Genomic DNA, 20,467 nt, shown 5'->3' with positions numbered 1-20,467 from the left:
TAGGCTTGCGGCACTTGCCGCGGGGTTCCATGACGAGGAGAGCGGTAATGAGCAACGGCAACGGAGTCACGGCGGCCATTTCCAGCGCCGCCGACAGCGTCAGCGAGAAGGCCCAGGAAATCGGCGGCGCCATCGCCCACCAGGCGGACGTCGTGGTGAAGGCGGCGAAGAAGAAGGCCGCCCCGGTGATCCGCAAGGCCAAGGCGCAGGTGAAGAAGGCCGAGAAGTCCGAGGCCGGCAAGGCGGTGAAGAAGGCCGTCGCCGGCGCGAAGAAGAAGGTCAAGGCCGCGGTGAAGGCGGTCGAGGCCAAGGTTGGAGGCAAGAAGGCGGCGCCCAAGAAGAAGGCAGCCCCCAAGAAGAAGGCCGCGGTGAAGAAGGCCGCGCCGAAGAAGAAGGCGGCCGCCAAGAAGGCCCCGGCCCGCAAGGCCGCGGCGAAGAAGGCGGCGCCGAAGAAGAAGGTTGCCGCCAAGAAGGCGCCGGCCCGCAAGAAACCGGCCGCCAAGAAGGCGGCGGCGAAGAAGGTCGCCAGGAAGCCGGCGGCCCGCAAGACGACGGCCCGAAAGGTTGCCAGGAAGCGCTAAAGCCTGAGGCTGTCCCGATTGTCGTACCCCGTCCCCCCGCCGCCCGCGGCGGGGGGCTCCGGGCAGGATCCCCCCGCACCACATAAGCGAAAAGAACCGAGCATGGCCATCAAGATCAGCAAGAAAATCAAGGGTTACAGCGTCCAGAAGCCGGAAGACAAGGCCAAGGAGGCTGCCGCGCCCGTCGCCGCGCCCGTGGTCGTGCAGGAGCCGGAATCGAACATCATCCACATGCACGAGAAGGTCGAGCGGCCGGAAGTGCTGGTGGGCTCCACCTACAAGATCAAATCCCCGCTGGTCGAACACGCCATGTACGTGACGATCAACGACATCGTGCTCAACCCGGGCACGGAACACGAACTGCGCCGCCCGTTCGAGGTGTTCATCAACTCGAAGAACATGGACCACTTCCAGTGGATCGTGGCGCTGACCCGCATCATGAGCGCCGTGTTCCGCAAGGGCGGCGACGTCACCTTCCTGGTGGACGAGATGAAGGCGGTGTTCGACCCGCGCGGCGGCTACTTCAAGGCCGGCGGCGTGTACATGCCGTCCATCGTGGCCGAGATCGGCTCGGTGGTCGAAGAGCACCTCAAGTCGATCGGCATGATCCTCGACCCCGAGCTGGGCGAAGAGCAGAAGCGCCTGATCGCCGAAAAGCGCGCCGCCTACGAGGCTCGCGCAAAAAAAAAGTCCAGTGATTCCGGCCTGAGCGGTGCCCCCGCCGGTTCCGGCACCGAAGGCGCCCGCGGCGCCGACGAGGCGGTGCAGGTGACCGGCGAGGGCGCCTCTTTCCCGCCCAGCGCCACCATGTGCTTCAAGTGCAATACCAAGGCCACCGTCATCATGGACGGCTGCGCCACGTGCCTGAATTGCGGCTATTCGAAGTGCGGCTGAGGCGAAGAGCCCGCCCGCAGTAGCGTGGACCTGTGTGCGGTAAGCCATAAGGCACTATTCGGGCAGGCATAAGGCACTATTCGGGCAGGCATAAGTCGCTATTCCTGGGTGGCGCCTGTTTCCTAGCTTTCTCGGTGGTCAGATTGTTTGGTCGGAAACTCCGACCCCGCATCTGACCACCGAGCTTCTCGGCCGAAACGAGCGAATGTTCATCGACATGCGATCGATTGGTAGGGGCGCCTCAATAGAGGCGACCGCGCCGCAATAAGCGAGAAAGAGCTATGGTCCCGACATAGTCGGCCATTGGTGAGCGGTTATAGCTGCCCTTCCAAGTCCACTCCTCGTTCAGAAAAGGAGGGACGCTCAGGGGTCAAGTCGTGCCAACCGAAAGATCGCGGTGAGGCCGGCGCGCACCATCGCACACGTGATGAGCCAGACGGCCTGGCCTTGTTGGCGGACTGAGCCTGGGGAGCGAGAACAGTTCCAGAAGTGAGCCTCGGCAGCCCCGCGTCTCGATCATTCAGCTGCTCGGCGCGGTGGGTCGCCGAATGCGTCGCAAGCTCATATGCTTGATCTCGGGAACCTAGGGGCCGAGACATGGCAATTCTTGATGAAGTGCTGGCATGGGCGGATAGGCTGCCCTCGTGGCGTCAGGACGCACTGCGGCGCCTTTGCGTCCAAGGAGGGTGGGACGAGAACGATCTTGGGGAGATTCTAGATCTTGCCAAGCAGCATCACGGAATCGGCAGCGCGCTAGACCCTGCGCCGGAGCCAATCCCTTTCGCAAGAGATCATTTTCCCGCCGCGGCGAGCCAGGACTCTACCGTCGTGCTCACGTCACTGCACACACTTGTTAACGTCGGGAGAATTCCGAGCGACCAAGCCCTGGAGTTCCAGCCGCACGGGCTAACCATTGCGTACGGCGGCAACGGCACCGGAAAGTCCGGCTATGCTCGCGTGTTAAAGCAGGCCTGCCGCGCCAGGAGTCCCGGCAACGTCTATGCCAATGCTTACGACCCCAACTTCCCGCAGCTCACGCCGAGCGCCACTATTTCCTTCGAGCTGGACGGCATCCCGCATCAGGCGCACTGGCGCGGTCAACGCGGTCACGTTCCACAGCCCGAACTCCGGGGCATATCCGTACTGGACGGCGAATGCGCGCGCCACTACCTTCAGGCGAGGGAAGCGGCCACCTTTCAACCGATCGCCCTCACCTATCTTCAGCAGCTAGCCAACGGCCTGAATCAGGCGCTGCGTCCGCGGCTTCAGGCTGAGATCACCGGGCTCGCGGTGGATGTCACGCCGTTCAACGTCATTCCCGGGGACACCGAGGCGGGCCGGGCGGTGCATCCGATCAGTGCCACAACAGATACGACGCGTGCGCGCGCACTTGGTGCACTCACCTCAGATGAACAAGCTGAGCTTGCGCGCCTGCCGCAAGAGATCACCGAAGCAGACCCCACAGCCAAGGCGACGCTGCTAGAGAACGCCGCGACGAGAGTCGACGAGCTAGTCAACGCTATCGGCACCGCAGCCGGTGTTGTGTCCGATGATGCGATCGACGCCGCGCAGTCGGCGCATCGACGGCTGCTTGACGCCGAGGCGGCTGAGCGAGCCGCATCGGCCTTGCTGCAGGCCGAGGATGTGACGCAGCTTCTTCCGGGTACTGGCCAAGGCCCTTGGGCACTTCTGTTCAATGCCGCGCGCGAGTTCTCGACTGGCGCGGCGTATCCGGAGCAAGCCTTTCCAGTCACCACTGAAGGCTCGCAATGCGTGCTTTGCCAGCAGGAACTTACGGCAGCAGCGAAGGATCGTTTGCAGCGTTTTGATCGCTACGTCCGGGATACTGCCTCCGAAGCCGCCCAGGCCGCGCGCAACTTCTGGCACCAGGTGGTGCGCGACGTTGGGCTGGCGTCGGTCACATTTGCCGTCTCTCAGAACATGTCCGACAGCTTGGGTGGGCGCATGGAGACGCTACCAGACGCTATCCGGATGTTCCAGGAAGACCTACTTTCCCGTCTTCAGTGGCTCAGAACCGCGATGGCAAACGGGGAGTGGCAGAACAGGCCGGCGTACCGCGGCGCGAACCCCACTGTTTCGATGCGCCAGATCGCGGATAACTTGCGCGCCGAGGCTACCGACTTGCGCGCCAACCTTGACGAGGCTGCACTAGCGGCTAAGCGGCTTCGGATGAAGGAGCTGGAAGCGCGACGAATGCTCTCGGACCACATCGAAAGCATTGTCCACGTGGTCGACAATCTCGGCCACCAGGCAAAACTTCAGAGATGCCTTGAGGATATCGGCAACACGCGCCCGATCAGTCTTTTTGCAGGCCAGCTTGCCCGGACCTACGTCAGCGAAGCGCTTGCCAACCGAATGAATGATGAGCTCAGGAGGCTGGATCTCTACCATATTCGCGTCGGAGTTAGTTCAACCGGCGACGCAGGATCGGTGCGTCTTGGCATTCTCCTTCCCGAAAGCCAGCTAGACCTGCACCTCGTGCTCAGCGAGGCCGAACAGCGCATGTGCGCGCTCGCGTATTTCTTCGCTGAGCTCCACCAATCTGGGTCCTATTCCGGAATCGTTTTCGACGATCCGGTATCGAGTCTAGACCACAGCCACCGAACCGCCGTGGCGAGAAGGATTGTCGAGGAATCGGCCGCGCGGCAAGTCATTGTCTTCACGCATGACGCAGTGTTTTTTGGGGAGCTGAATACACTTTGTGGGGACGCGGGTGGGGCATCCAGTGTGAGATCCATCTGCTATCGCGCAGAGGGTCCCGGATACATCGACGCAGGACTGCCTTATGACATGCGGCGACACCGTGAGCGCATCGCGCAGCATCGCGCCGATCACCAGCGGATCGCCGCCAGCTTCAACAATCCACCGGGAGACAACGAACGGCTTGCGATCCGCAACGCTTACGACGACCTTCGGGTGACGATCGAAGTCGGGATCGAGGACACCATTCTCAATGAAACAGTCGTGAGATTCCGAGACAACATCTCGGTCGGCCGACTCGACGGAGTGATGATCGTCCAGGATGCCGAGTACCGTGAGGTTCAACGACTGCATGACAAATGCTGCCGAAACGTCCGGGCGCATTCCCATGCCGCGGGCCAGCAGCGTGCGGTGACGCAGCCAGCCGATCTGCTGCAGGACATTGATGCGATAGATGCGCTATTTCAAGGCATCCGTAGACGCAGAGGCTGAGCTCAACGTGTGGCAAGTCGATAGGTCGTGACCTGGGACGGGTCGGGGGGCCGCGGTGGGCGGACTGTCTCCCAACAACCAGAACCCAACGCCTTCGCAGCGAGTTGCGATTGATCTGGCCCAGCGGTAGGCTCGGCGGGAGCCTCACCGCCGAGCCTACCGCTGCGCCAGATTGCCCCGCAGAACCTGCGCACTTTCGAGTGTTCCGGCTCATAGACGTTGAGACCGGTACAGCTGCGTTCAGTAATTCCAAGCAGAAGGCTTGTTAATAGCCATTAAAATCAATAGCTTGGAACGACGGCTCGGGATGTCGCCCGCAAGAACGCTGAATTGTCTTTTGGGGGTTGGCAACCATGTCTTGGATGTCGATACTCGCGCCGTAAGGGAGTTGCTGAGAATGGATCGCAAGGACGGCGAATTCACGTAACAGTGCAGCTGGCCCCTTTCACTTGGTCTAACTGTCCGGACGTTGCGTTGATCAGCGTTGGAGACAGGGACCGCAATTTGAGGAGGAGTAGCGTATGAAGAGCTATCAGACCGGTTTCGGCGAAGGTTAAGCCGTCGCGAGAATCACAGGATCGAGCCCCCACATGTTGGGGGCTCGGCATTTGAGGGGGGGGGGGATGAAAAAAGACAACGTGGTTGGTATGGCGTGGGGAGATGTCCTTACTCCGCTTGCAAGGGCTGCAGATCCGCTCAGCTGGATCTTCTTTGGCGCCTTTGTGGTCCTCTTTCTGGTTACTTTGGTTCTGAGCCTCTTGCCAGAGACGAGTGGAGCGGGGAGGGTCTATGAAGCTTTTTATCCAACATTTTGGTACACGTCCTGGGGCTTGCTGGTCGTTGCCGTAGTTGGTCCGATCATCAACATCCGACGGGCAACGAATGACCTTCCGATGGGGGTCCTCTTGGGCACTGGCTCAGGGCTGTTGGTCACATTTATCGTTATCAGCGTTGTCACGCTTTTCGAGTCGGGTAATCCGAACGCAGTTACTACGTTGCTCTCGACGTCCGCTGCAGCGATGGTGGTCGGTATTGGTTGGGTTGTTCAAGCGCAAAGCACGGCTAGGGCGGCGCGCAGGACGCATACGTTCAATGTTCTCATTCAGTCGCGACTGAGCGCAGAGTTCCAAAACCAAGTCAAGAAGCGGTGCGAGGTCTATTGGGCTGGTGTTGACGTAGCCATGCAAGACGCGGAGTTGATCTCGCCCCGTGGCTACGCGAAGCAAAAGGACGCGCTGGAAGCAGCACATGCCATAGCTAGAGGCAGAACAAAAGACGAATCGCTGCCCGCCCTAGACGATCAGTTCGCTAATGAACTGGCGCTCATCACCGCAAAACATGAGTCATTGCAAGGCGTCAAGTATCTTTTGAATTTCTATGAGTTCGTTTGCGTAGGAATTCGCTTGCGGGAACTTGATGAGCGCATGATCCACCAGACGTTGGGCGACATTGCGATCCAACTCTATGACGCCACAGCTCATGTGAGGGCCCACTGCAAAATCGGGCAAGAGAAAGTATTCGTAGCTCTCGATGAAATCGTGCGGGATCGATGGAAGAGCGAGGGCTTCAAGCTGTAGGTCTATCGTTCTGGCACGTCTTCTGGTTGGAGGTGCGTGTACCGCTTCAACGTAGTACACGACTCGTGCAGCGAGAACCGCGCCAGCTCCTGGATGGAATAGCCCCGCTCGAATGGCCGACTAGCGGTCTCGTGCCTAATGTCGTGGAAGTGCAGGTCCTCAATCTCAAGGAACTGCACGCACCGGGTGAACGCCGCGCCGATCGATTTCGGGTTGAACGGGAAGATCCGCGGATCTTCGCTGCCGTCCTCTAGCTTTGACTTCTGTTGGCGATCAATGATCGCCAAAGCATCGGCCGGCACCCGGAACGCACCGTGGTTGCCCATCTTGTGCGTCTGGTGCTTCGCGTCGCGGAGGAGGGCAGTGCCCGTCTCGCGGTTTAGATCAGTCCACTGCAGGCGAGTGATCTCTTCCTGCCGGCGAGTGGGGATCGTCTGAATCGAATTCGCTTTATGAGCCGGAGCCGATCTCTGGAATGGGTTGGGAGACGGCCTTGCGCCCAAGTCGCTAGCGATTCAAGGGTGATACTAAATGCGCAGGAATTTCCCGCAAGAACAACGGATTAAGACCAATTACGAAATTTGAGGCGGTTTTTCGTAAATTACGAGTCCCCATTTCTTGCGCCGTAATTCCCGCCCTGTCCCGGCTGTTCGCTGCCGAGCACTTCGGGTTCGCTTCAGGTTGGAGACCGACTTGGAACTTGGGCCGCTAAGGTTCGGAATCGGATGTGGACGGTAGCACGACCTCCGCCACGGGCAGCCCCAGCGGCATGATCAGCATAGGCGGGAGCAGACGACCGACTTAATCGGCACACGCGCCCGACGCTTCCGCCTCGACATAGGCTGGTGGAAGGTGCTCCATCTCCAGGTTCGGTCGACTGAAATAGAATCGGGCGGGCGAGCCGGACGGAGCAGGAAAGGCAGCAACTAGTTCGTCAGCCTTTTCTCTCAGCTCTTCGGCGTGGCGCCGAATTGCGGGGTCAGAAGCATCTCTTGTGAGGAGATGTTCCCGACGATAGTGGCTGACGTCGTCGTGGATTGCTTCCAGCACACCGCGATTCTGCTCTATCCAGGTAGTCCTTTCGGATCCGGGGACAATTGGAAACAGGCCATAACCGGTGTTGTGGAAAGACAATGGGCGCGCGACATACCACCAGACCCATTGCTGGAACTCCTTGATCCGTTCACGCGTGCTACGGTTTCGCTTCGCGGGGGTCTGTGTGTGCTCGCGCCAATGCGCTTCCGTAATCCAATGGTTGGCGAGCACCCTGTCCTTGGTGATCTGCCAGATAATGTGCCCGGTGGGCCCATCAATCTTGGCGAGACGGCACATGACCATCACCGCCGTGCTCAGCGCTGACTTAATTGCGATTGCCTGATCAAGATCAACGCGATGCATTGCCTCTCGGAAAAGCGCGACGAGCACAGCCGCAGTGTCAGGGGTCGCTTCTTCCACCAGTTTGTGCAACATCGCGCTGTAGGCGGTGGAGATGCCTTGTTCAATAGCCGGTTCTTCTTCTCCAAGGAAAGTGCGGAAGAGGGCACTGTCATCCGCGCTTACTCGGATCCAGTCGCGCTCCTTGACGTACTTCTGGATAAATTCGGAGTACTCGCATGCCTCGAGGTCACGCGTCGCCAGGAATTCCCAGAAGCGAGATCTGAAGGCTCTTTTTGCTTCGGCGTAGGGGCCCGGTTCCCCGTCATCCACTTGATCCCAGCCATCCACCGCGTCCAGCAGGGTTAGATCGCCCACTACCTTTACCCGGTCAGGTGAGGAGGCCGAGGCGCGGATCCGTTCGAAATGACGCCGCTGATTCTCGGTCTCTCCGAAGCACTTATGGTCCAGGCCTTCGTCACTCAGACCGGATATCGCCCGGACCTGCCAGTACCAGAACCAGTTCCTGAGCCGGAAGGCCAAATCATCCGAGATTCGCATGCTGTCGATAGGAGTGCAGAATTCCCGAATTATGCCCGGGTTGTGCCCGCCAACCGGGCTCGCTGGAATAGGGGGGTTATCACGGCATCCGACAAGGAGCGCCCCATGCGGACAAAACCCGGCATTGCTCCCTCGATCGTCCCGGTGTCCGGGCGGGCGTTGTGGCAGGCGCTGGGCTTTGCCAACGAGCGGGCGTTCCAGCGGGCCCGGCAGGCCAATCAGGTGCCGATACCGCTCTATCCGCTCCCGGGCCAGGCGCGTGGCGTCTACGCCCGGTCCGACGACCTGGCCCGCTACCTGGCCGGCCTGAACCCTTCGCCCCCCGACAGGAGCGCCACTCCATGACCACCTAGCCCAGTGCGTAAGGGCTGGAAACGGCAACGGCCCGGGGTGAAGACCCGGGCCGTTGTTGAGGCACTGCACTTGGACCACCGCAGTGACTCCCAGTCTAGCAGACCGGCGGCGCCCGTCCAATGGGCCGCCTGGTCGCGCCGATTCGTGCCCGCCGCCGGCGGGAACGCCTTGATACCGACACTCCATCGCCGCGCCGCGGCGATGACGGGAGCCCTTTGCCCATGAATTTGCTTTCCCATCTCGCGACCGCCGGGTGCCGTCCGACTTCACCGCCCGCGTCCCTAGCGACGGCTGACACCGCCTTGGGGCTGCCGCGCCAACGCCTGCTGGCCCGCGCCCTGCTGCAAGCCCAGCGTGGCGCCGAATCGACTCAAGCACTGCGTCTGGATCTCCCGCCCCCAGGCGAGGTGCGCATCCGAAACCTCGTGCACCGGGGTGCTCCGCGGCCCGTGTTCAAGACCACCTCCGTCAAGCTCGGCCGCGTCGTTCAGTGCGAGTCCGCACTCGAACACGAGGCGGCCTTGCTCCTCGATGTCAGCCCCGTCGTGCAGGCCTTCGCCGAGCAGCCGGTACGCATCCACTACACGGTTGAGGACGGCTGGCGCAGCCACATCCCCGACTTCGCGGTGGTGGTCGCTGACCGCCTCACGTTTGTCGAGATCAAGTTCGAAAAGGACGTCGACGCCGAGGTGCGTGAGCGCACCCGCTATCTGGAGGGGCAGCTCGAGGCCTTGGGCGCCGACTACTGCCTGCTGACCGACCGCCACCTGCGACAAGGGGATTACATCCAGAACGCATTGCGCGTCCTGCGGCGGGCGCGTCACGCGATCAGCGAGGTTCAGCTCTTGGCGACGTTGGAGAAGCTGCGCGCCGTTGACCGCGTTCCGCTGGCTGCGTTTGGCTGGAGCGTTGCCGACAGCCAAGAGGCGGTCGGTATCGCACAGCTGATCATGAGCGGCCATGCGGCCATCGACACGCACGGCCCGCTCTCCGACCGCACCTGCGTCTGGCTCGCCCGAGACACCGCCTGCGCGGTAGGTGTCGCATGACCGGCGGCTGCTTCAGCGTCGGCCAAAGCCTGATGCTCAACAACCAACGCCATCGCGTCTTGCGCGATCTGGGCGAGGGAATCATCGCGGTAGAGGACCTCGCCACCGGGCGAATCGCCCAGCATGCGGTGGCAGACCTGCTCAAGGAATGGAAGGCGGGGCGTCTGATCCTCGATGGCGGGGACACGACCCCGGACAGTGCCAGGCAGAAAGCGATAGACAGCGCCCATCTGGACGCCTTTCGCCAAAGCTACTCCGAGGCCCAGCAGGACCAGGCAAAGGCCCGCTTGGCCTTTGTGGAGAGGCTGGAAAAGCTGCCGCGAACCTTCGAAGTGATGACCCCGATCATCAAGGAGATCTGGGACGACAAGAAGCTTTGGAGGAACGGCCAGCCGCAGAAGAAATGTCCGCACTTCACCACCGTCGTGAACTGGATCAATGCCTACCAGGCCAGCGGACGCGATGTGCGTAGCTTGGTCGACCGGCATGAAGGTAAGGGGAATTGCTCCGGGCGACACCACGAGGTAGTCCAGACCATTGCCCGGGAGCTCATCGAAACGCGCTACCTGACCCTGGAACGCCCATCGATCAAGACGGTACGAGGCGAGGCGAAGGGCCTGATTGCTCAGCGCAACGCCACGCGATTGAAGTCTGACCAACTGAAGACCCCGAGCTACAACTACTTCAAGTCCCTGGTACAGGCACTGGCTCCCTATGATGTCTATCGGGCGCGCTATGGTCAGCGCGCCGCCGACATCGAGTTCCGCGCGGCGGGGCGTGGCGTCGTGGCGCCGCGCCCGCTCGCCCGCGCCGCGATGGATCACAGCCGGATGGACCTGTTTGTGGTGGATGACCGCACCGGCCTGCCGCTGGGTCGGCCGTGGCTCACGCTGGTCATCGACGAGTACAGCCGCTACGTGTTGGGCTACTACCTCGGGTTCGAGGAACCGAGCAACGTCAGCATGACCCGGGCGCTGCGCCATGCCTTGGCCCCTAAGGATGAGTGCCCCGACACCCGCTGTTCCTGGGATGCCTGGGGGGTCATGGAGCTGTTGGTCGTGGACAACGGCCTAGAGTTTCATGCCCGCGCGCTGGAAGCCGGCGCCGGCCGCTACGGCATCGACGTGCAGTTCTGCCCTCGCCGCAAGCCTTGGTACAAGGGCAAGGTGGAGCGGTTCTTCGGCACGATGAACACCGGACTGCTGGTGGACATGAAGGGTAAGACCTTCTCCAGCGTCGTGCTCAAGGGCGACTATGACCCTGCCAAGCATGCGGTGATGACCCTGGCGACGCTGCGCCGGGTGTTGCAGATGTGGATTGTGGACGTCTACCACCAGGAGGTGCATTCCGGGCTGGGTATGACGCCACAGGAAGCCTGGAACAGCGGCATCCAGCAAGTCGATCGCTACCTCCCGCCGTCCTCGGTGGCGATGGATTCTGCGTTCAGCGCCTCGTGCCATCGGGAACTGACTCACAAGGGTATCGAGTTCGACTCGCTGCTCTACAACTCCCGGGAGCTCGGCACCCTGCGTGAGCTTCACGGCAGCCGTATCAAGGTTGAGGTCCGCACGTGCGATGACGACCTCGGTCACGTGGTGGTGGTGTCGCCTGACCAGCTCACCCTGATCAAGGTGCCGGCCTTGGACCCCGAGTACGCGCTCGGCCTGACGCGCTGGCAGCACAAGGTTTGCAAGCGGTTCCAGCGCCGGGTCCAGGAGGACGATGCCCGTGAGATCAGTTTGCTCGAGGCTCGCCAGCGGATTCGGGCGTTGATTGAGGAGGACATGAGGCTGGGGTCGCGCAAGTCGCGCAAGAAGCAGCAGCGATTCGTTGGTGAGGGTGCGCCGGCCGCGGAAACCGAGGCATCGAGCAATGCGGAGCAGTTGCCCGCAGACCCTGTGTCCCCCGCGGTTCCCGCGTCCGTCCCCGCCCCCGTGGTGCCGTCCGTGCCGGTAGCGAAGTCGAAGAAGGAAACCGCCAACCCGTCGCCGCGGTCGAAGCCCAAGCCCGAGACGGCCCAACCGGAGGATGAGGACGACGACAGCATTCCGACCTTTACCAGCCGCAAAGTCAGGCAGGGGGTGGCTTCATGAGCCGCAAGAAGGAACTGGGCAAGTACCGTGACATCGTGTCCCGCATCCGGATCGATCACAGCGCCTATGCCGATATTCTGGAGGAGCTGACCGAAGCGTATGACGCGGTTGGTGCCACGGCAACGCCGGTGTGCCTGCTGATCACCGGTGAGAGTCGCACCGGAAAATCCAGCGTTGTCCGGGATCTCCTGGAAACCTACCTGCCCACCCACGTGGAAGACCGCACCATCCGGACGGTGGTCTACGCTGTTGCGCCCGCCAAAGCCACGGTTAAGTCATTGCTTGAGTCCCTACTCCACGGGCTGGGCGATCCGTACTGGAGCCGGGGCTCCCTCGGCAACATGACCCAGCGGCTTTACACGCTGCTCGATGCCGTTCAGTGCAAGATGATAATCCTCGACGAGTTCCAGCACCTGTGCGACAAGGGGCAAAAGCAGTCACTGCACATGCTGGCGGACTGGCTGAAGGTTCTGTTGGAGAGCCGCAAGTATGGGCTGGTGGCCGTGGGGCTGCCGACGGCGGCCTCGGTGGTTCATGGTCACCCCCAGCTGGCTGGTCGCTTCGACGACGAACTCAAGATGCCGCTCTTCGACTGGGGGGAAAAGGGCTCTTCCGACCAGTTCCGGGCAATCCTGCGCCAGTTCCAGGCCGAACTTCATCCCTTCCAGCTCCCGGCGCTTGATGGCCGGGAGATGGCGCTCCGGGTATTTCTTGCGAGTGCGGGTCGCATTGGCCTGGTGGCCAAGCTTCTCGACAGGGCAGTGGGCAATGCCGTGCGTGCGGGGACCGTGAATATCGGGTTGGACGACCTGAAGAAGGCGTATACCCGCGCCATCTGGTCCGCCCGTCTCTTCCCGGTACCTGGCGGTCCGTTTGGAGCGGACACGACCGCGCTGTTGGCCAAAGGGGTGCAGGAGACGGTCTTTGCCAATGCGGCCCTGGAAGAGGTGGCGGACAAGAGCGCCGCTGTCGCGGTCTACGGCAAGAACAAGCCGGCGCCTGACGCCGACGACGTCGAGGACCGCCGAGAGCCGCCTGCGGCACCCCGCCGGGTCCGTAACGCCCCCGGGAAGGCGAGGAAGGCGAAAGGTCGCCCGCCGCTGCGTGGGCGCCCCAACCCCAAGAAAGAGCTGGGGAAGGCGCTGTGAGGCTGGTGGTCACGGCGCGACCGGCGCCGACCGAATCGCTGATGGGGTTTGCCTTGCGCCTTACCGAGCTCAATGGCTACCCGAGCACGGCCTACGTGCTCGCTGCTATGGGCAAGGAATGGTACCGGCCCAAGGTAGGTCGGCTCGATGCCGCCGGACTGGCGACCCTCGCCGGAGTGGGCCAGGGTGACATCGATCGGTTGACGCACCTACCGGCGGAGCGGCCGCGAGCCTATGTCCGGGTCTACGGGTCGGACCTGCCGGGCTACGAGGTCAACCTCAGGCACCCCAAGGTCTGCCCCGCGTGCCTGGCGGAGGGCCGACCGTGCGAAGCATTTTGGGACCTGGCCCAGGCAGCGGTGTGTCCGGTGCACCAGGTTCAACTGGTGTCCGAATGCCCCGGGTGCCACAAGCGCTTGCTGTGGGCACGTTCCAAGGTGCGGCAGTGCAAGTGTGGGTTCGACCTGGCCACGGCTCCGGTTGCGCCAGCGACGCCGGCGCTCGCGGAGCTCATGGCAGTAATTCGGTCCCAGGTCTACCAGGATGACGCGCTGGCGCCGCCGCCCTCGACGATGGGCCATCTGGCGCACCTCGACCTGCGCCGTCTCTGCAAGCTGATCTGGGTCATGAGCGGTGTGGTGCACCAGGCCGGGGGCGGCCAGCGGGCACCAAAGGCTCGATGCCACTACCGGGACCATCTGGAGGTCGTGGCGTCTGCCTTGACGAGGTGGCCTGTCGGGTTCCGCGACTTCCTCTCTGCCACCTACGACGACGTGCTCCAGAACGCCGAAGAGCTGCCTCGATTCCCCGCTCTGTTCAGTTGGCTGTTGGTGCGGCTGATAAAGAACGACGAAGGCGCGCGATCCGGGTTCGCATTCCTGGAGCGAGAGGTCTACCGCTTCGGCGCGCAGCATTGGACACGGGGGTCGATGGCGCGGGATGAGGACTCCCAGCGTCTTCTTCCGGAGAGTGTGCGGTGGGGAACCATGGCCGAAGCGCGCGAAGCGATAGGTCTCCACCAACTCACGCTCAAGAAGCGGATCGCCAGTGGCGAGATCAAGAGCCGGCGCATCAAAAAGAACTCAACCCGCGCCATCGTTGTCGACCTGGACGCGATCCGATCACTCAAGCTCACGCAGTACCCGGCAGTGTCTATTCGCGATGCCGCGCCTCGAATCGGCGTATCAATTGACACGCTCAAGGAGTTGCGGGCCGGCGGCGTATTCAACGAGGAGTACCGTCCAGCATTTCCCGGTAGCTTGACTCACGAGGATGTGGAGGCTTTCGCCGAAAGGGTGCGCGGTCTCGGCACCAACAAGCGTGCTGTCAATGACCTGGGCGTTACTACGCTTGATGCCGCGTTCTCTACCTGGACTGCCTCGCCGACAGAGAAATCCGCCTTGCTGGCCCGCCTCCTCGCCGATCCTGCGATGGTGCTCGGCCGCAAACGAGGCCGCGGCGCGGGCCGACTTCAGGTCAGCGAAGCGGTCGTGGCGGCCTACTTCCGGCACGCTCGCGGGGGTGCCGCCGTCTGCATTTCGGTAGCCCAAACCGCGGAGCGCCTAGGGTGCGCGGCGGCCGTGGTCACGTGGCTCAAGCGTGGCGGGCACCTGGAAACGCGGAGGCAGCATGGTCGGGACATGCCCTGCCTTGCCTCCGTCATCGCGTTCGACAAGTGCTACGAGGCGCTCGCGAGGACTGCGAAGCGCCTAGGCACGACCGCCAAGTCGGCCTATGCGCGATTGAATTTCGAAGCATTCGATCACGTCACCGTCAAGACGACGCAACACTCGACGGTCTTTGTCCATCGGCGGCATGAGGCTGCGATCCGAGCAGCGCTGGATGGGGGCACTGATCAATCTCGACCGGCACACCGGCGGCAGCCGATTACCAATCGCCCATGAGCCAGCAAGGACACTGCGTGAAACCCGATGTTCAGATGCCTTTGCATGCTAGACGGGATCTTTCAGGGCCTGCCCTGAACGTGTTCTTCAACATATGCGGAAAATGGCGCCTTACGTCGGAGCAGGCACGCACCCTGCTGGGCCGTCCGCCACGCTCAACCTTCTACCGATGGAAGCGGGGTCGCACGGGGGTGCTCACGGAGGACGTCCTGGAGCGCATCAGCTATGTGCTAGGTATTTATCAGGCACTCCACGTCTTGTTCGTAGTGCCGGCGCAGGCGGACGAATGGATCAAGCGCGCAAATGCGGCTGCCCTTTTCGCCGGTGGCAGCGCCCTAGATCGTATGCTGGGCGGGCAGATGTCAGACCTGTCCGCCGTTCGCCAGTACCTGGATAGCCAGCGCGGATGGGGCTAGGCTCGTCCGCATGGAGGGTTCAACCATTGCCATCCAGTTAGTGGCGGATTCAATATAGATAGTAGAACCCCATTGAATGTGAGCACCAACGCACGGCATGGCCTCACGCTACACATCCGCAAAGCGCCTGAACCGACTACCACCGTTGGAGCGGGCATTGCTTGCCGCTCGGATGCTTCTTGCGGTCGAGAGCGGACTTGTAGACGACAAGGAGGCGGGCCGAATGCTGCGCGAGGCAATGGGAGTCCAGTGGTCTCTACTCACGGCGATCCAGTACTTGTCCGGTCAGGAGGCGATTCGAGCCATCGACAGCCTCCCCGATGGCTGGCTCTCAGGCCAAATGACTAAGGCCCGAGCAGTTGAGGCGGTGCTGAAGGCAGGGTGGGTTTGCGCCAACGCCCATCCCGAAGGGAAGTCCCTGACGTCCGGTCGACTCGTTATCGCGCTCAAGAACGCGTCCGATCCAAATCGATGCCGATGACGCGGGTTCGGTCGAGAGCAGGCCGGGATCGGCGGGCCCATGGGAGCCGGACCAGGCTCGTTTCGACCCCTCGAATTCATGGGCCTACCGCACACGGCTTTTCCGTGGCGCCGAGAACCATTCTCTTCTCCTGAGACACCCCTTCGGGTAGCATCCGGGCATCCGGTCCTGGCCAACGCATGGACGCCCTCGTCCTACGCCTGAGAACAAACCTTGATGCTGAACGCTCCCGCCGCCACTGAGCCCAATGATGGGCTGCTCGAGCGCTACGGGTCCTGCAAGGCAATGGCTCGGGGCTACGCTCAGGCGCGCGCAAATGAGCGAACCCGTCTATCTCTAGCGAGAGCCTTCACTGCCGTTGTGTTGGAAGCGTTTTGGGCCTCCCTCGTCGAGCGTTATGACGCCCGAATGAAAATCAGGCCGGTACCACTTCAGCTGCCAGCGTTCTCGCGAGAAGCGAAGGCTGTGGCGGTGAGCGCCGGTAGGCTAATCGCGGAGTTTCCGGTAGACCATGCGGGCTATTTGATTGGTTCGATCTACACAGTCATGTTGCCAGACGCGCACCGAACATCCATGGGTGCGTATTACACCCCACCGCCGCTTGTGGCGCGATTGATCAGCCAAGCGCAGGATGCGGGTTTCAACATTGCAACTGATAGTGCTATTGATCCAGCGTGCGGCGGCGGGGCGTTTCTAGCACCGCTGGCGAGCCGGATGGCGGAGGCGTGGGCCGGCCAGTCCCCCGAACTCATTCTTGGTCGTCTGGCTCGGCGCTTGAAGGGAATTGAGCTGGATCCCTTTGCTGCTTGGATGACCACAGTACTGGTAGAGGCAGCGGTCCTTCCGATTTGCGTGGCTGCCAAGCGTCGGATGCCGAATGTGGTGGAGGTGAGCGACACGCTCCAGCGCCGAGACGTCTCAAACTATGGATTGGTCATCGGGAATCCGCCGTACGGCAGGGTGCAACTGAGCGCGGAGCAGCGGCAGTATTTCTCTAGGTCGCTGTACGGTCATGCGAATCTATACGGCCTTTTCATGGATTGGGGGCTGCGTCACGTCCGCGACGGTGGTGTTCTAGCATTTGTCACCCCTACGTCATTCCTTGGAGGGCAGTACTTCAAGTCGCTGCGCAGGCTGCTTTGCCTGGATGGTTCTCCGGTTTCGCTCGACTTCGTTGCTGATCGAGACGGAGTCTTCGACGACGTTCTCCAGGAAACAATTCTTTTCGTCCATTCGATAGGGCGCAATGATCGAGCATCAAATGTGTCAAGGGTCTTGACGAGGGGCCTGGGCGGTGCCGATGTCGCGCCCATTGCGACGACCAGGGTTTCAGATGACGGATCTCCATGGCTGCTTCCTCGCTCCAGCTCGGATGCCGAGTTGCTCGAAAACGTCCGTTCCATGCCAAATCGCTTGATCGACGTTGGCTATGCCGTATCTACGGGGCCACTCGTATGGAATAGGCATAGAGAGCAACTAAGGACGAAGAAGAATCGAAACACATATCCGCTCATTTGGTCGGAGTCCGTGACGGCCTCTGGCTTCAGCTTTAGCGCTGAGCGGAGGAATCACGTGCCGTTCCTTGAGGTGTATCCAAACCAAGATCATTTGATCACCACAGAGCCATGTGTGTTGGTGCAGAGAACGACTTCAAAGGAACAAAACCGCAGGGTGCTCGCGGCCCTTCTGCCGCGCCCGTTTCTGGATGAGCACGGTGGGGTGGTCGTCGAGAACCACCTGAATGTTGTAAGGCCGCTGCCGGACGCGCCAGTTTCGCCAGGAACGATAGCTGCACTCCTGAACACTTCGGTTGTCGATCGCCTGTTTCGCTGCATCAGCGGAAGTGTTGCTGTCTCTGCATTCGAGTTGAACGCCGTGCCGCTGCCCGCTCTTGGTAAGCTGCGAGAGCTGGAGCGTCTTGTGGAAAGTGGGGCGTCGTTGGCATTAATCGATCGGCGAGTGGCCGGCTGGTACGGTGTCTCGTGGGAGAACTAATCCCAGTTCCGCCGTTGGCGCTCATCGCACAGCGACTCCCCCTAATCTTTCCAGAGGGGAGCGCCCATCGAAACTATGCAATTCGCGAGATGGCCGCGCGAACTATCTATGTCATGTTCTATGCCGGGGCTGTGGAAGGCACGGATCGCTGGATTCGACCCAATCAAGTGACGGTGATGTCGGACGAACAGGCAGAGATGTTGAAGGATTCAGACAGGCTGGCATGGGTTGAGATGTCGCTGAGCAGGAAGCAGGCTAGGCCGGCGGTTACGTGGTATGCCGGCGATACGCGTGAGCCGATTCGCGACGAGACGTTGCGCCATGCACTGATTCCTGCACGTGCAGTCGTAGAGAGAACGAACATACCGACCACGTCCGACAAACCGCGATACGCGCTAGAGGCCCAGTTTGCAGCCTTGTTTGATGAAGGGCTTGTCGGTGCAAGTCTCGAGAGTGCAATTTCGGAGTGGCAGACGTCCCATTTATCCAAGGCAGCGCTTTCACGGCAGCGGCTAGTCAAGAAGGGGCTGGTCCAGGCTGCGGATGTAGTTTCGGTGACATTTCCTAATGGCGAGGTGCGCGCCCTTGAGGCTGGCCCTTCGAGTGCTATCGCGAAGGCAGTCATTGAAGAATTTGCGCCAAGGTTTTTGAGGCGACCGGCAGTGCTGTGGCTCTCCCAGTCGGGCAGTAAGGTCGTAAAAAGGGATGATGATCTGGCGGCATCGCTGGGGCTAAATATCGATGCATCGAAGGCTCTGCCAGATATCATCCTGGTCGATCTGGGGGATGAGGAGAGCGGTTCCGATATGCTCTTCGTGTTCACGGAAGTGGTCGCGACCGATGGACCTATTCACGCGAGTCGAAAGGTGGTGCTGACTGAGCTGGCTGTGGACGCCGGTTTCGAGCTACACCATCTCGCTTTTGTGTCGGCCTACTTGGATCGGAGTTCCGCTGTATTCAAGAAGAACGTCCCTGACCTCGCATGGGGCTCTTTTGTCTGGTTCGCAGCCGAACCAGACCATGTTGTGACCCTGCAGGATGGTGGCGATGTAAAGCTCTCTTGGCTGCTGAAGTAGAAATCGTGCTGCGTGCTAGGGGAAGAGCGCTATAGCATCGGCCTAGTAGCCTGCCTCATGCCGAGTGTTCCGTGGAGAATGATAAATGGTAAAAGTTATTCCCGTCCCGGAGCAGATTGAAGCGGTGAAGCGTGAGATTCAGCAACGACTAGAGGTCCAGGAAGATACTCCGCCCGAATTTGACATTGATCTTTGGCTCCAAGATTGGCTTCATCGGCCACAGCCTGCGCTGGGTGGCAGACAGCCAGCGGAGCTAATCTCAACAGACGAGGGCATCGCTTCAGTCAGTCGTGCTTTGGGATCCATACTCAGTGGCGCATTTCAGTAGCGAGTACAGCACTGGCTGGCTGAATATCTGCGCCAGACGGGCTTGATCGATGTTACCTCCCGAGCCGAAGCGGACCTCACGAGAGCCTCGGATTGCGCAACAAGGTGTTGAGCCCCCACACTAAGTTGGCACAAGAACGGATTTTCCTCATGCGCTCCGCGGTCCTTCTCCTTCTCCTTGTCTCCTCCGGTGCGAGTGCAGTCGTCATTCGTGACGATGTCCCGGACCTGCAGTATCGAATGGCCGCATCCGAGTTCCCGGCGCTGGCCGACATGCCCGGCGAGGGGCACGGCGTCCTCATCGCGCCGCTATGGGTCCTTACCGCCGCGCACGTAGTCGACCGGCACCATGCTGTGGGCGTGGTCGTAGTCGCCGGTGCTCCCCGTGCCGTGCGCAATGTTTTCATCCATCCCGGCTTCAGGAAGCCTCCCCAGAAGATGATCGACTCCGCACTTGCGTCGGGCGATTGGGAGCCTTTTTTTGAGTTCATGGCGTCTTCCGATGACATTGCGCTGGTCCAGCTTGCCGAGCCGGTTCTGGACGTTGCGCCAGCACGAATTTACAACGGCGACGCGTTAGGCAAGGTCGTTCGGATCATGGGGCGGGGTGCCACGGGAACAGGGGTGACCGGTCACCACCTGTACGCTCCACAGCGGACTGACCTTCGCCACGGTTACAACAAGATCAGCGTCTCGGAGGACCGGTGGATCGGTTATCGCTTTGACAAACCGCCGAACGCGCTCCCCCTCGAGGCGTCTACTGGCAGCGGGGACAGCGGCGGTCCGATCCTCGTCGCAACTGGAGACGAATGGCACGTCGCGGGTCTCATGGCGTGGAAGCGCGTCGTAGTCACCGGCACTGAGCTACATCCCGGTAAGTACGGGGAGACAGTCTTTGGCGTCAGACTGGGGAACTACGCGGACTGGATCGAAAAGTTGATCGCGGACGGCGGCATATCTGGGACGTCCCGTTGATCAACGCGACCTAACTCGGTGGAATCGCCCGAGCGGGGGAACCCCGCTTCTGGCCGGTAACGGCAATTGGCTGTTGCCCCGGCGCGCTGACTCAGTCAATTCCAGAACCGCCGATCAGCACGTACCGGCAGCACTGGCCATGCCTGAGTTTGCCCGCTGGGGCGATCACGACTGGAATTTCTTCGGGGCCGATTTGCGCTTGCGGCCGGCAGCGGCGCATCGCGGACCCGCCAAGCGCCTGCATCAAAGGGGGGCAGGGTGGCGATTGATTAAATTAATGAGCCTGGGTGAAACGCCACCTTAAAGCCTGCTCCTGCAAGCTCTCCAAGGGTAAACGGCCTCCGGTACCTTCGCCCCCACAAATTGGTCAGCCTCGACCGGTACCGACGGTCGAGCCAGCACACCCTCACGGCTTAAGCTGTTGTGACCTGAGTATGGAACTTGTAGCC

Annotated in this window: 16 protein-coding genes; 14 read left to right on the top strand and 2 right to left on the bottom strand. The window is 61.4% G+C overall.

Features of this window, described 5'->3' with window-relative positions; all coding sequences use genetic code 11:
- Window positions 1–47: 47 nt before the first annotated feature.
- The 4 genes from N790_RS16110 to N790_RS16105 all read left to right on the top strand — a co-directional run bounded on the left by N790_RS16110 (window position 48) and on the right by N790_RS16105 (window position 6,265).
- A complete protein-coding gene (locus N790_RS16110) occupies window positions 48–581 on the top strand; it encodes a hypothetical protein (RefSeq protein WP_043804293.1) in 534 nt (177 codons plus the stop codon).
- Window positions 582–683: 102 nt separating this feature from the next.
- Window positions 684–1,475 carry a TSCPD domain-containing protein gene (locus N790_RS11525; protein WP_043804292.1) on the top strand — a complete coding sequence of 264 codons (792 nt, stop codon included), beginning with the start codon at window positions 684–686 and terminating at the stop codon, window positions 1,473–1,475.
- Between the two features lie 597 nt (window positions 1,476–2,072).
- Complete coding sequence (locus N790_RS11520; RefSeq protein ID WP_043804290.1) at window positions 2,073–4,688, top strand: AAA family ATPase; 2,616 nt, start codon at window positions 2,073–2,075, stop codon at window positions 4,686–4,688.
- A 623-nt stretch (window positions 4,689–5,311) separates the two neighbouring features.
- Window positions 5,312–6,265, top strand: coding sequence for a DUF4760 domain-containing protein (locus tag N790_RS16105; protein ID WP_169742180.1), 954 nt, complete (start codon window positions 5,312–5,314; stop codon window positions 6,263–6,265).
- Window positions 6,266–6,267: 2 nt separating this feature from the next.
- On the opposite strand, the gene N790_RS11515 is transcribed toward N790_RS16105, so the two are convergent.
- Window positions 6,268–6,768: a tyrosine-type recombinase/integrase gene (locus N790_RS11515; RefSeq protein WP_052385896.1), complete on the bottom strand. Its 501-nt coding sequence runs from the start codon at window positions 6,766–6,768 to the stop codon at window positions 6,268–6,270.
- Between the two features lie 298 nt (window positions 6,769–7,066).
- On the bottom strand, window positions 7,067–8,200 hold the full coding sequence (locus N790_RS11510; RefSeq protein ID WP_043804289.1) for a hypothetical protein: 1,134 nt from the start codon (window positions 8,198–8,200) through the stop codon (window positions 7,067–7,069).
- A gap of 105 nt (window positions 8,201–8,305) precedes the next feature.
- Here N790_RS11510 and N790_RS11505 point away from each other — a divergent pair, with 105 nt between their 5' ends.
- From N790_RS11505 to N790_RS11470, 10 genes are all read left to right on the top strand, one after another.
- On the top strand, window positions 8,306–8,545 hold the full coding sequence (locus N790_RS11505) for a hypothetical protein (RefSeq protein WP_156970054.1): 240 nt from the start codon (window positions 8,306–8,308) through the stop codon (window positions 8,543–8,545).
- A 230-nt stretch (window positions 8,546–8,775) separates the two neighbouring features.
- Window positions 8,776–9,603, top strand: a complete 828-nt coding sequence (locus tag N790_RS16100) for a TnsA endonuclease N-terminal domain-containing protein (RefSeq protein ID WP_169742179.1) — start codon at window positions 8,776–8,778, stop codon at window positions 9,601–9,603.
- The gene (locus N790_RS11495) at window positions 9,600–11,696 is read left to right on the top strand and encodes a DDE-type integrase/transposase/recombinase (protein WP_043804284.1); all 2,097 of its coding nucleotides are present in this window, start codon (window positions 9,600–9,602) and stop codon (window positions 11,694–11,696) included. Before N790_RS16100 ends, N790_RS11495 begins: the two co-directional genes overlap by 4 nt.
- A complete protein-coding gene (locus tag N790_RS11490; RefSeq protein WP_043804282.1) occupies window positions 11,693–12,844 on the top strand; it encodes a TniB family NTP-binding protein in 1,152 nt (383 codons plus the stop codon). The genes N790_RS11495 and N790_RS11490 overlap by 4 nt, the downstream gene beginning before the upstream one ends.
- Window positions 12,841–14,748: a TniQ family protein gene (locus N790_RS11485; protein ID WP_043804280.1), complete on the top strand. Its 1,908-nt coding sequence runs from the start codon at window positions 12,841–12,843 to the stop codon at window positions 14,746–14,748. Before N790_RS11490 ends, N790_RS11485 begins: the two co-directional genes overlap by 4 nt.
- The gene (locus tag N790_RS11480; protein WP_245593782.1) at window positions 14,745–15,164 is read left to right on the top strand and encodes an antitoxin Xre-like helix-turn-helix domain-containing protein; all 420 of its coding nucleotides are present in this window, start codon (window positions 14,745–14,747) and stop codon (window positions 15,162–15,164) included. The genes N790_RS11485 and N790_RS11480 overlap by 4 nt, the downstream gene beginning before the upstream one ends.
- Before the next feature lie 697 nt (window positions 15,165–15,861).
- Window positions 15,862–17,640, top strand: a complete 1,779-nt coding sequence (locus N790_RS15730) for an Eco57I restriction-modification methylase domain-containing protein (RefSeq protein WP_245593781.1) — start codon at window positions 15,862–15,864, stop codon at window positions 17,638–17,640.
- Window positions 17,628–18,716: a BsuBI/PstI family type II restriction endonuclease gene (locus tag N790_RS11475; protein ID WP_281174852.1), complete on the top strand. Its 1,089-nt coding sequence runs from the start codon at window positions 17,628–17,630 to the stop codon at window positions 18,714–18,716. The genes N790_RS15730 and N790_RS11475 overlap by 13 nt, the downstream gene beginning before the upstream one ends.
- An 85-nt stretch (window positions 18,717–18,801) precedes the next feature.
- Window positions 18,802–19,044: an MbcA/ParS/Xre antitoxin family protein gene (locus tag N790_RS16885; protein ID WP_084062872.1), complete on the top strand. Its 243-nt coding sequence runs from the start codon at window positions 18,802–18,804 to the stop codon at window positions 19,042–19,044.
- A gap of 92 nt (window positions 19,045–19,136) precedes the next feature.
- Window positions 19,137–20,018, top strand: coding sequence for a trypsin-like serine protease (locus N790_RS11470; protein ID WP_245593780.1), 882 nt, complete (start codon window positions 19,137–19,139; stop codon window positions 20,016–20,018).
- Window positions 20,019–20,467 lie beyond the last annotated feature (449 nt).

Origin of the sequence: Arenimonas malthae CC-JY-1 (assembly GCF_000747075.1) — a bacterium.
GTDB classification, from domain to species: Bacteria; Pseudomonadota; Gammaproteobacteria; order Xanthomonadales; family Xanthomonadaceae; genus Arenimonas; species Arenimonas malthae.
This window is presented reverse-complemented; position numbering and strand designations above follow the sequence as displayed.